Origin of the sequence: Microbulbifer donghaiensis, assembly GCF_900129095.1 — a bacterium.
GTDB classification, from domain to species: Bacteria; Pseudomonadota; Gammaproteobacteria; order Pseudomonadales; family Cellvibrionaceae; genus Microbulbifer; species Microbulbifer donghaiensis.
Map to the genome: position 1 here is coordinate 771,601 of NZ_FQVA01000001.1, position 12,787 is coordinate 784,387.

The following is a 12,787-nucleotide window of genomic DNA, read 5'->3' on the forward strand; positions in this document are numbered from 1 at the left end:
TCGGGTCCCGTGAATACAAAGTATCCAAACTGCGATGCCACACTTCACGTATTGAGGCGGCCGCGCAGCCACTTGTTTAACTACTCACAGAACCAGAGCTGGCGAAAGCGAAGAATACACTGGCGCGGAAATGACTGCTAGGCAGAATCTGTCCACTCACGGCTTCTTGTGCCGATCGCGACCGACTCACACCGGAAATACAAAAGGCAGGTGGATATCCAGGGTCATCCACCTGCCTCATTTTTTATACCGGACTGATCAAAAGCTGAACCGGTAACCTACGCCGAGATTGACAATCCAGGGATCCATGTCCAATTCGTCGCGGACGCGCACCGGGAGAATCACGCTGTCGCCAAAACCCGGCACAAATGTCTCGGTGTCGTAACCGATAGAAATATCCGGCCGCGCCCGCACATACATGGCGGCGAGATTTACCTGCCAGCCACTGTCGCGACCGAAATTGAAGTCCACGCCAACCTGAGCGGTCCAGTTGAAGTCGCTGCCGAAATCGACCAGCCCGAATCTTTCCCGGCCATCGCGGAATACCGGCCGCAGGAAATCCTCCTCGATATCCACGTAGCTGACACCAAGGCCGACATACGGCTGAATCAGGCAGGTCGGGTTCATCGGGTACCAGTTCGCATAGAGGCTGGTGGTATAGGTATCGAAGTCGCCGATACGTTCAGAGAATGACCCGATAAATTCGCCGCCCGTGCTTGCAGAAGAGAACAGCGTCGCTTCGAGGTTGGCGTCGACGCTGACATTGAGTTCTATCCCAAAATGCTCAATCGGTAGCCAGACACCACTGACATACCAGGTGGTGTCGTCATCCAAATCCACTTTGGTGAAGACGTCAACTGGCACCGCTTCCACTGGATCCGTCGTGGGATCGTCGGTAACGAATACCTGCCGGTGAGAAAGGACATCGTCATCCGGATCCACAAAGGACGCACCGATGCGCACCATAAAGGTACCGGCGGTGTAAATACCTTGAGGCGGGGGCGGTGCAGGGTATCCAGAGGGGCCGGCGAGGGCCGGGTGGGCGGCGAAGCCGGCGTAACCCGCCATTGCCAGAGGGATGAGCAGAGACTTCAATCTCATGGGGTAACTCCTTGTAACGCTGAAAAGCTCCTTCGCCGCAGTCGCGGTTACTTCAGTATAGGCAGGCATTCTCCGTATGCAGTAATGCGTACCAATTAGAGCGCGCAAATAAGGAAAGAATTTCTGACAGAAAGTGGAAGGACAAAAAAAATGCCCGCCATGTGGCGGGCCAGTTTTCTCGAACACACTTTCAGGAGGAGAGTATCAAGCGCGTCACGCGCTTAGATTAGGTATAGCAAAGGATTTCCCCACGCTATTCCCCCTGTCGCCAAAGGCTTCCAAGAGTGGAAGCAAATGGCGCCGAAGCGTTCACAATCAGACATCACACTCGGTGCAGATAGCTCTGGTACTCCACATCCGTCACCCGCGCACCGATCTCCGCCAATTCCTGGCGCTTCAATAACAAGAAGAGCGCGACGAAACGCGGATCCAGATAGTCTTGCCACAGCGGGCTTTGCTCGAAGCGCGCCAGCGCACCACTCCAGGTATTGATCAACTGTTCGCTTTCCACCTGGTAGGCATCACCTTCCACCGGCGCCGGCGGCTCCAGCTTGTTTTCGATACCGTGGCAGACACCGGCGAGTATCGCTGCCAGCACCAGGTAGGGGTTCACATCCGCGCCGGCAATACGGTGCTCGATACGGCGCGCCGCGGAGTCACTGGCCGGAATACGCAACGTCGTCGTGCGGTTGTCGTACCCCCAGCACAAGTTGAGCGGTGCATGCGAGCTTTCCTGGAAGCGGCGATAGGAATTGCTGTGCGGAGCAAACAGCGCCATCGCATCGTTGGCAGTAGCCAGCATGCCGGCGGCCGCGAAGCGCAGCAGGTCCGAACCCTCGTCACTGCCATCATCGAATACGTTCCGGCCACTTTCGTCAATCAGACTCAAGTGTACGTGCATGCCGTTGCCGGCCTGATCGCCAAAGGGCTTGGCCATGGTGCTGACACGCAGACCGTGACTGCGCGCCACCCCTTTCAGCAAGCGCTTGAACAACAGGGTCTGGTCGGCAACCTTGACCGGATCCGCGCTGTGCAGCAGGTTGATTTCGAACTGCCCCGGCGCACACTCGGACAGGACCGAGTCCGCGGGGATGCCCTGCGCCTCACAGGCGGCGCGCACATCGGCAAAGAAGTGCCGCTGTGCATCCAGCTCCGACAGGTCGTAGACGTCGGTGGACGGCACCAGCTCGGAGTCGTTGTCACTGACCGGGCGCGGGCGCGCCAGGTGATCCGCGTCTTCGCGCAGCAGATAGAATTCCAGCTCGGTGGCGCATACCGCCGTGTATCCCAACTCCTTGAGCCGCGCGACAACACGCTGAAGCTGGGTACGCGGATCGGCGTAGAGAGGCGATCCGTCCGGCTCGTGCAGCTGCATATGCAGTTGCGCAGTTTCCTCGCGATGCCAGGGGGCCAGGCAAATCGGCGAAACCGGGATGCAGACACCATCGCTGTCACCACTGGCATAGACCAGCGGACTGTCCACAATGTCCCGCCCCCAGATATCCAGGCTGGCGGCACTGCGCGGCATCTGCAGGCTGCCTTTCAGCAGCTTCTCCGCCGCTTCCGCCGGCAGCCATTTGCCGCGGGGAACGCCGTTGATATCGAACGAAAATCCCTCGATCCACTTGAGATCGGGGTGCTCGTGCAGAAACTTCCGCGATATCTCCAGAAGTTCTGGCTGCGGAATAAACTCATTTTCTTGAGACATAAATTGCCTGAATGTTTTTAGTTTTATGGCGGGAGCGACCAACGGCCGCCCCCGCACACGCGCTGTGCGGCGACTGCGATATTACGCCAATGCCTTGGCCGTGTCGTCCAGAGCGCGACGGGCCTTTTCGACCAGCTCATCCACCTGCTCGGTGGTAATGATCAGCGGCGGAGCGATGATCATAGTGTCGCCGGTAGCGCGCATAACCAGCCCGTTCTTGATACTCATATCGCGGCAGATACCACCGGCGGTGCACTTGTCGTCGAAGCGCGTGCGGCTGCCTTTGTCTTTCACCAGCTCCAGGGCGCCCACCAGGCCGAGGCTGCGGGCCTCACCCACAATCGGGTGTTCCGCCAGCTCCGCCCAGCGCTTGGCGAGATAAGGGCCGGTGTTATCGCGCACGTTCTCGATGATCTTCTCGTTGCGCAGGATATTGATGGTGGCCAGGCCCGCCATACAGGCGGCCGGGTGCGCGGAATAAGTGTAGCCGTGGGTGAATTCACCGCCCTTGGCTTTGATGACGTCGGCCACGCGATCACTGACCATGGTGCCGCCCAGCGGGAAGTATCCGTTGGTTACCGCCTTGGCGAAGGTCATCAGGTCCGGTTGCATGCCATAGTAGTCGGCACCGAACCAAGCACCGGTGCGGCCGAAGCCGAAGATCACTTCATCCATTACCAGCAGGATGTCGTACTGATCGAGGACCTTCTTGACTTCCGGCCAGTAGGTCTCCGGCGGAATGATCACGCCGCCGGCGCCCTGGATCGGCTCGGCGATAAAAGCCGCAACCTTGTCCGGGCCCAGTTCCTGGATCTTTTCATCCAGGCTGCGCGCAGCGTAAACGCCGAATTCTTCCGGCGACATATCAGCGCCTTCACCGAACCAGTAAGGCTGCTGAATGTGCTCGATGTAGTCCAGGGACTGGAACTGCTTGTGCATGCCGCTCATGCCACCGAGGCTGGCACCGCCGATGGTGGAGCCGTGGTAGGCGTTCTTGCGGGAAATAACGATGCGCTTTTCCGGCTGCTCTTTGAGGTCCCAGTAGCGGCGGATAATACGCAGGTTGGTGTCGTTGGCCTCGGAGCCGGAACCGGTGAAGAACACATTGTTCATACCGTCCGGGGTCACTTCCGCCAGCGCATCCGCCAGTTCGATGGAAGGAATGGTCGTGCACTGGAAGAAGCTGTTGTAGAACGGCAACGTGTTCAGCTGCTCATAGATCGCATCGCTGATCTCCTTGCGGCTGTAACCGAGGTTGCAGCACCAGAGACCGGACATGCCGTCGAGCATCTTGTGACCGTCAATGTCGGTGATGTAGGCGCCTTCAGCGCTGGTGATCACCCGGGTACCCTGTTTGCCCAGGTCATGAAAATCGGTAAACGGATGCAGCAGGTGCTCGCGGTCGTGTTGTTGCAGTTGACTCTTGTTCATATATCGCTCCTGGCTTGTAGATGAGATCCGCTCCACCGCACTGTGCGGCGCGCCACCCATGACGTGGGCCCAATCTCTCCAAATTCTGTTACTCGCCTGTCCCTGGCGCTCACCCTGCGGGCGCCTCTTGGCGCCCAAATTTGTATCCCTCAAATTTGTGATTCGCGCCATCCCTGGCGCTCACCCCGCGGGCGCCTTTTGGCGCCCAAATTTGTATCCCTCAAATTTGTGATCACATTTTAGAGGTGTCGGTGGCGAGAGCGCAAGATCTATCGATCCACAGCGACAACACTATAGTCAGGAGCCCTATTTCACCCCCAGATTGGGCCACGGCGCCCGGGCATGGGGGACTTGCGGGTCTACAGCGCAGTAGAGCCCTACTGCCGCACTCGCGGCGGCGCACCGTCGAGGGATGACTGACTAGGGCGGGATAGCACCGGAACTGGGGGGGAGCGGGAGGTGAGCGGACAAGAGTCGATGGGGCTGGCGGAGCCGGCCGGCATCTGGATGACCGCGGCAGCTCCATGAGATTTCCTATAGCGGCAGCACCGCCTGAGTGCGGGGCCGCCGACCACTGCAGGTGCCATGGCCCCGGGCGCGGAGCCAGTACCGGCAGATCGGCATCGACACTGCAGCGGATGGGAAGCGAGCGCGCGGGCGCGCACTCATCGCGGCTTTACGGCTCGACATGCACCTGCGGCTCGACGTGCACCTGTGGTTTGACGTATACCGCCACTGGCTCGACCGACAGGCGCACTTCGCCGATCGAATACTGGTCCTTGGTGCCCGAACCGTAACGCCAGAAACCGCGGCTGTCTTCGGCCTGTACGAAGCGGAAGCGCACGCCCTGGCCAGCCTCATCGAAGGCATAGCGGCGCAGTTCGCGCGATTCGCGGTTATCGAGCAGGGAAAAGCCCAGCAGCTGATCGAGGCGCTGGTTCGGCAGCGCAATGCCTGCTCCCTGCTGCGGCCGGTAACCGAACGCCTCGTTTCCAACGGTTGCGCCCCCGTCCGCCCGCAAGGCCTCTGTTTTCCAGTTGTAGCTGTCGCCGTTACTCAGCACAGACAATCGTATATCAGCGACCGCAAAGCGCGAGCCGTCCCCCGCGAAATCCGCTCCGCGCGCGTCCACCAGGACCAGATTGCCGCTCCCCAGCACCTGCATGTCGCCGCTCTCCCGATCGACCAATATCGCGGTGTCTTCGTCGATACCGAAACCGCGTCGCTCCGCCTCCGGCAACGGGGGCGCCAGTGCCCGCACAAGGCGACCGAGACGGCTCTTCCGATCGAAGTGCTGGTCGACAATACCGGTTTGCAAGAAGCCGAGCCCTGTGCTCAGCATCAACCGGCCGGACTCCTGCGAATGCATGCCCGCGTAGTCACCAGACTGAGGCTGCGTCAACGCGGAGAGGGAGTCCCCGGCGGCGATCATGGTGCGGCTCATGATTGCCGCACCTGCACTGGTTCCGCCTACAATCGCCCCCCGCTCCAGTTGCCGGCGGATTGCCGCCAACATCGGCGTATCCTTGCCATCGGGGCGCAAAAATGTGTCGGTGACACGCGTCTGGTCGCCACCGACAAACCAGATACCGCCAACCTTTGCCAGTCGCTCTGCCTGAATGCGGTCGTACGCACCGCGGGACCAGCGACTCTCATCGACAGAGGTATCCGGATCGTCCTTCACCGCCACCGGTAAAATGTGCACCTTGCCTGTAAAGCCGTACCGCTGCAGGTCTTGCCGAAACGCTTCGGCGTAGTACGCTGGCCGGCCCGAAGCGGCTGGCACTATAGCTACATCGGGGAGCGCCGCAGGTATCGACGCTATAAACCCGCGATACACAGCCGCATTGTCACTGCGCAATGCCCCGCCGACGATCATCAATTTTCCTCGCTCCGCCGCCTGTAGCTGGCTCGCTGCCAGAGCAATCAGAACACCAAAGAGAGCCCGGCCAAGCCCGGCAATACCAATGTGCATTGTTAACCTGCCAATAGATTAATGTTTGTTGGTCCGGATGCCGGGACAGCTTCCGGCACGGCCGTGAATCGCTGACGCTCGGCACGCGGAGGGCGGCCAAAGTGATTGCGAAAAGCGCGGCTGAAATGTGATGCGGAACTGAAGCCACAGCGGTTGCCGATCTCTTCAATACTGCAGTTGCTGTGATGCAGCAATTGCCTGGCTGCAGACAGGCGCAAATCGATATAGAAACGTGCCGGCAACTGCCCGGCGAAACGGCGGAAGATTCGTTCGAGCTTTTTGCTGGTCACGCCGAGGTAAAAAGCTATCTCCGCGGTGGTCAGCGGCTCTGTGAGATTGTTCCGCATCAGTATCTGCGCATCCAACAGTATCGAGCAGTCCTCTACTTCACCGCGCGACCTGCCACCACCGGCACGACCATTTTCGCAACGGTAAGAGAACAATGCATTCAGCATTACCCCCAACGCCGCTTCGTTACAACAGGTCCAGATCCGGCCATCGCCAGTAAATTGCGACGGACTGGGCAGGAGCTGCGGTTCCAGCCGTTGCAGCTCCGCGCCTAGTTCCGCCGGCGCACTGCAGTGGTGTCCCCCCAGTAGCCCGGCTTGCGCGAGCGCGATTACGCCGCTGCCAATGCCGATCAGTTGCCCGCTACGTACGCCGATACGTTGCAACAGAGCGCGCTGACTCGGCTCGAGTGGCGATCCCTGGCGCCCGCCACAGACGACCAGGGTGCGGTCTGTCGGTTCCACCTGCCGCGGCAGCATCTGCGCCCGAACCTGCACGCCATGTTCTGCGGGAACTGCTTCGTCATAGAAACTACAAATCAGCGGAGCTCTCCCCCTGTCTGCGGTAAACCGCTCGCTCAGTACTCCCAGACTGGCCACGGAAAAGCCAGGCAGCAACAGGATGACAACTGAGTCCGCGGGTCTCTGGCTCATGACCCGGCAAACGCCCCCGCATAGCGAAGTCCACCGTCAAAAAATCGCCATTCTCCCCGCGCCATGACGTGGCGAATAACAAAGCTCTGCGGGTCCACTACGGCAAGATCGGCGTCCATCCCGGCTGCGATGCGGCCCTTCTGCCGCAACCCGAGTACGCTGGCGGGATTGGCGGTGACCGCCTGTAACGCCTTGACGAAGTCGATATTTTCCACACTGACGGCCCGCTTGAACTCGCCGAACAAACTGGATACCGAGCCCACTTCGATATCCTGCAACCTGCCCTTCTCGCAGAAATTCGTCATGGAACCCTGGGCGTCCGAAGAGAACGTAATGCGTTCCGCAGGCACGCCGGCTTCCAGTGCCGCCTTCAGTGCAGCACTCGCGCGCAGCTCGCCAGTGGCGAGGATTTCCGGCGTTGTCGACGTGGTAAAATCTATATATCCGCCGGCGCGGGCAAATGCCACGCCGTGTTCCAACAGGGCGTCATTGCGATTGATATGAGTCGGGTAGAACTGACTGATGGGAATATCGGACGCCGCCACCGCGTCAAACAGCGGCTGCAGTCGCCCCTTGCAGGCACCCACGTGAATACTGACCACTCCACTCTTGCCGCTAAGAAGTCCCGCAACCCGCGCATCGGAAGCGACTCGCACCAGCTCATGGATTGAGGGCTGGGAAGAGCGATGATCGGAAATGGCCAGCTCGCCAACACCGATGATATTGTCGACCAGCATGATGTCGGTGCGTACACTGCCGGTCAGCGTATTTACCGGAAACTGGTAGGAACCGCTGTGCATGTAACAACTGAGCCCCTGTGCGTCCAGCGCCCTGGCCTTGCCGTAGAGTTCGTTCAACGTCCGCGTGGTGGCGTCGGTGCCGAGCACACCGACTAGCGTCGTGACAGCGGAGGCAATTGCCTCGCGGGAATCCAGCTCCGGGGTACGCGAAGCAAAACCACCTTCACCGCCCCCACCACTGATATGCGCCAGAGAATCCACCAATCCCGGTAGTAACCAGGCGCCGTCTGCATCGACGGTATCGCCAATATCCGCTGGCAGATCCAGCCCGTGGTCGATTCGGGCTATCTTGTCACCCGCCACCAGTACATCGCAGATACCGAAATCCCGCGGCGCAAAGACATGGGCGTTTTTTATCAGGATAATTTTCGACATAGAAAGCAATTACAACTCAGAAATTGGTAAAGGCGGCAATGACCACTGCCGTCGAGGCAATCAAAAAGAGTCCGGCCTGTAACGGCAATACAAATCTCACCCAAACGCCCCAGTCGAGTCGCGCGGCACCCAGGCACCCCATCAGTGCGGCAGAGGTGGGTACAATGATGTTGGTGAGGCCGTCCCCCAGCTGAAAAGCCAAAACCGCGGTCTGACGGGAGACGCCGACCACATCTGCCAGCGGTGCCATGATGGGCATCGTCAGCGCGGCCTGCCCGGAGCCGGAAGTTACGAAGAAATTGAAGACGGTCTGGAACGCCAGCATAAACCAGGCTGACACAACACCGGAGACACCGGAAAAAGACTCTCCAGCCCAGTGCAGAATAGTATTCAGAATGCTGGCGTCGCTGGGGTCGTCGCCGCCGAGCAACAGCACTATGCCCTTGGCAAAAGCCACCACCATCGCCGCCGGCAACAGTTGTTGAGCACCTTCCTTGAACGCAGCGGCAGCTTTGTTAGCGGTTAAACCGTTGAGGCCGAACAGGATCGCGACTACGGCAATGACGACACCCATGGTAAAAAACTGCGTGGCGATTTCCGGCAGGAAATAATTGCGTTGCACGACGCCCCAGATCATCCAGCCAATGCCAGCGGCGAACAGCAGCAATACCCATCCGTCGCCACGCACCATGGTCTGCAATGAATCAACCGGCATGCGCCTCTCACGAAATACGCCATCCGACATATAAGCGAGTGAGACTTGCGGTCTGCGCTGGACTCGACGCGCGTAGGAGACCGTGAAAACAGTGAGGAACCCGGTGCTGATAAGCCACAGCAGCATACGCGGGCCGCTGCCGGACATTAACGGTACTTCGGCAATTCCCTGGGCAATACTGACCCCAAAAGGATTCATCCAGGAAGTGGCAAAGCCAACCTGAGTGGCGACGTAGGTGACCAGCAACGCGGTAATGCTGTCGTAACCCATAGATACCAATAGCGGCACCAAGAGCAAGGTAAAGGGAATTACCTCCTCCCCCATGCCGAAGACTGCTCCGCCGATGGAAAACAGGCAGCACAGGATAACCAGGTAGAGCGAGCCTGCCCGTCGGTTGCGGGCGATCACCTGAAAAAGGCCGCGCTCTATCGAGCCGCTGGCGAAGATCAAACCAAAGGCACCGCCGGTCAGCAGGATAAAGGCAAAAACGCCGATGGAAGCTCCCCACTTTGTACCGGACACCATCCCCTCAAAAGGGAAGTTGAGCAAACCGATCTCCCCACCCTCGGCAAACAGCGCCATACCCCGGGGTGCCTCCGCTACCTGCCGGTAGGTGGTCGGGTCAATCACACTGCGTTCTACGTCGTTGACCGTATTGACGATGGTGTCGAAGCTGCCGGCGGGAATCAGGAAGTTGAGTGCAAAAGCGCAGATGGCCACACACAGCAGGATCAGGTAGGTGTCCGGCATCACCCATTTGGGTTCAGCGGCGACACCGCCGGCGTCCCGCGGGTCGGCGTTGGGAGTAGAGGATTGCATGGAAGATTCACCCATATTAGTTTTTATCGCCTTCGCAATCGTTCGCGACATCCACCGGGGCGGAAAGCCCCGGCGGATACCATCCTGACGCTACCGCATCAGAATGCATGGCCGTAACGGAGAGTCATGAAGCGCCCCATGGAGTTGTGGTTGAAGTGATCGACGTTGGCACTCGTACCCAGTACCAACGGCGGCTCCTCATCCAGCAGGTTATCGACGCGGAAGCTGAGCCAGCTGCCATTATCGAAGTCGCGACTTACACTCAGGTCAAACACTGTCCATGGATCCACCTCGACTAGCGAGTCGCCCGGCAAACCTACGGCTTCCAGAACCCGCGGGCTCGGATCGTCCATATAGCTGTGGGTGTACCTGGCACCCAGGGTTGCAGACCAGTTCTGGTAACTCCAGCGCAGGGAACTGTTGGCCAGCCAGCGCGGGTAAGTGTACTCACCGGCTTCACTGACAACACCCAGGGCCGCCGACGGCAGCTTGTCAAATTTCTCCAGATAGGTGCCATCCAGCGTAAAGCGGAAACGACCCCAGTTTTCGGTATCGAAATACTGTGTAAACGCCATATCCACGCCGCTGGTTTTCTGCCAGCCGAGGTTGGTCAGCTGGAAATGCGCATCAACGACGAACCCTCCGGCCATCTCCAGCCCAGGCATCCCGGTTGCCAATTCGCCCTCAGCCACTACCGGGAACTCCCCCGCCAGCGCCCGCAGGATAAAGTCGTCCTCCTCGACACCAATCAGGTTTTCGTGCTCGATATTCCAGTAGTCGATGGATATCTCGGTATCGTCAGTCGGTTTGAGCAGGAAGCCGACACCCCAGGTAGTTGCGGTTTCCGGCTTCAGGCCGTCGTTGCCCACCTCTTCGGACAGCAGCGCTTCGCCATCTTCGTCGGCAAGACCGTCACAAGCGGCCGGCGTCACGGAACAATCAACGGTGTAACTGCTCAGCAGAGTGCCGGCACCCACCTGGGCCAGGGACGGGGCGCGGAATGAGGTGGACCAGTTACTACGAAAAATAATCGCGTCGTTGAAGGCGTGGCGCAGCGCGACCTTCGGGTTGGCATCGCCGCCGAAGCTGTCGTAGTGATCGTAGCGCAACGCCAGCTGCAGCTCGGTGTTGGAAGCGAGCGGAACCATCTGCTCCATACATACTGCCCACTGATCGCGCTCGGCGTCGGCAGAGGTGGAGCTGAAGCCCAGAATCGGTTCCGGATTCAAAGTCGTGGAAATCGCATCGCCGGACGGCCTGTCCTGTACGGTTTCACGGCGGAACTCGCCACCGACGGCCACCTGGATGGTGCCGGCGGGCAGCTCGATCCAGCTGCCGGAAATATTGCCGTCGATTGCAATCAGCTCTGACACACCGTTGCGCCGCGCATCGGTGCGCACATACTGATCGACGACTTCCAGCTGATCTGCCTGGCCACCGAAGGGGTTGTACCAAGCGGTAGTCTGGCCGATGGATTCACAGGTCTCCCCGACATAATCCGCATCCGGACGCGCCAGATCCAGCTCCCAGCGATTGACCAGAGTGCCATCGGCACACAGGTTGCCCATACTGGCGTTATAGAAAGTTTCCGAACGGTACAGGCCGGACAGACCGCGCTGCTCCGATTCACTGCGTCCGATATTGGCAGCCAGCTCCCAGTCCCAGCCGGAGAGAGCGCCGCGCAGACCTGTCACCAGACGCACGGACTCGCTCTCGACTTCCACCGCGCGGGGATCCGGGAATTTACCCCAGGCGTAGATCGGATAGCCGTAGAAATCACTGAAAGAATCGGTGGGATAATCCTCGCTGAAAGCCCCCTCTTCGACGATATCCGCCTGCAGCGCTTCCGGCCACAGAGGGCTCTCCGGATCAAAAGGCGCGCGACTGAAATTGGCCGGGGCGCTAGTGCCGCGGGACTGGTTCATCTGCACCATCGCGGTGTTGAACCACTCCACGTTATCCGTCAGCTGGTAACTGAACGTCCCCACCAGACTCGCACTTTCATACTCGTCCTGGGTAGCGACATAGGCGTTGGTGTTGAATTCACAATACTCGCCGAAACTGCCAAAACCGAACTGGTCATCCGGACAGCCGCCGTCGAACGCCACTTCGGTCTGGTCGTAGTACATCGCGAACAGATCGTTGAAACTTGGGTAAATACCCTGCTGGCTGGGACGCACTGAGTTCGCCGAAATATCTCGGTCCCGGTCGTAGAGTGCATTACGGGTAAAAAAGTCGGCTACCAGCATCGTTCGGCTGCGCTCACCCTTATGGCCCCATACCCAGTTCAGGTTGTACTTGCCCTCATCGCTACCGGCAGTTGAGTTTCCGTGGGAGATGGAGATTTCGCTGCCCTCGAAATCCTCGCGCAGCACGAAGTTAACGACCCCGGCCACCGCGTCGGCGCCGTAGGTGGCCGCGGCACCGCTGGGTAGAACTTCCACCCGCTCGATGGCCGCCAACGGAATCGCATTGACGTCGACAAACGACTCCTGCCCCTTGGCAAAGGAACTCACGGACACCCGTCGCCCGTTTACCAGGACCAGGGTCGCCGAGGCCCCGAGCCCCCGCAGAGACACACCTGCAGCGCCTACTGGTGTGTCGCTCGACAGCGGCCCGCCAGTCGCCGTGGAAAAGGTCCCACTGCCGCCGCCAGTCTGGGTCAGCTGCTGCAGGATTTCGATCGGTGACGTCGCGCCAGATGCTTCGATATCTTCACGGCCGATTTGCACGACCTGCACCGCGCCCTCGGTATCCAGCCCCTTGATGTGGGTACCGGTGACCACGACCTGTTCAATAGCCTCCTCCGGCCCCTGCGCACTCTGAGCCACAGCGGCACTGCACACTAATGAGCAGCCAATAGCGAGACGAATCGCCTGGTACAGATGGGTTCTTTTATTCATTGTATTTCCCTTTGCTTTC

8 protein-coding genes are annotated in these 12,787 nt (G+C 59.6%); all 8 read right to left on the reverse strand.

Features of this window, described 5'->3' with window-relative positions; translation table 11 throughout:
- Positions 1-258: 258 nt before the first annotated feature.
- Entirely contained in the window at positions 259-1,101 is an 843-nt protein-coding gene (locus BUC36_RS03225; RefSeq protein ID WP_159435971.1) for an OmpW/AlkL family protein, read from the reverse strand.
- A gap of 322 nt (positions 1,102-1,423) precedes the next feature.
- Positions 1,424-2,809: a glutamine synthetase family protein gene (locus BUC36_RS03230; protein WP_073271381.1), complete on the reverse strand. Its 1,386-nt coding sequence runs from the start codon at positions 2,807-2,809 to the stop codon at positions 1,424-1,426.
- An 81-nt stretch (positions 2,810-2,890) separates the two neighbouring features.
- Positions 2,891-4,240 carry an aspartate aminotransferase family protein gene (locus tag BUC36_RS03235; protein WP_073274501.1) on the reverse strand — a complete coding sequence of 450 codons (1,350 nt, stop codon included), beginning with the start codon at positions 4,238-4,240 and terminating at the stop codon, positions 2,891-2,893.
- A 676-nt stretch (positions 4,241-4,916) separates the two neighbouring features.
- The gene (locus BUC36_RS03240; protein ID WP_073271384.1) at positions 4,917-6,215 is read right to left on the reverse strand and encodes a cyanophycinase; all 1,299 of its coding nucleotides are present in this window, start codon (positions 6,213-6,215) and stop codon (positions 4,917-4,919) included.
- Positions 6,216-6,217: 2 nt separating this feature from the next.
- Positions 6,218-7,156, reverse strand: coding sequence for a GlxA family transcriptional regulator (locus BUC36_RS03245; protein ID WP_084535550.1), 939 nt, complete (start codon positions 7,154-7,156; stop codon positions 6,218-6,220).
- The gene (gene iadA, locus BUC36_RS03250) at positions 7,153-8,331 is read right to left on the reverse strand and encodes a beta-aspartyl-peptidase (protein WP_073271388.1); all 1,179 of its coding nucleotides are present in this window, start codon (positions 8,329-8,331) and stop codon (positions 7,153-7,155) included. The genes BUC36_RS03245 and iadA overlap by 4 nt, the downstream gene beginning before the upstream one ends.
- A gap of 16 nt (positions 8,332-8,347) precedes the next feature.
- On the reverse strand, positions 8,348-9,865 hold the full coding sequence (gene yfcC / locus BUC36_RS03255; protein ID WP_073274503.1) for a putative basic amino acid antiporter YfcC: 1,518 nt from the start codon (positions 9,863-9,865) through the stop codon (positions 8,348-8,350).
- A gap of 98 nt (positions 9,866-9,963) precedes the next feature.
- On the reverse strand, positions 9,964-12,768 hold the full coding sequence (locus BUC36_RS03260; protein ID WP_073271390.1) for a TonB-dependent receptor plug domain-containing protein: 2,805 nt from the start codon (positions 12,766-12,768) through the stop codon (positions 9,964-9,966).
- Positions 12,769-12,787: the final 19 nt, after the last annotated feature.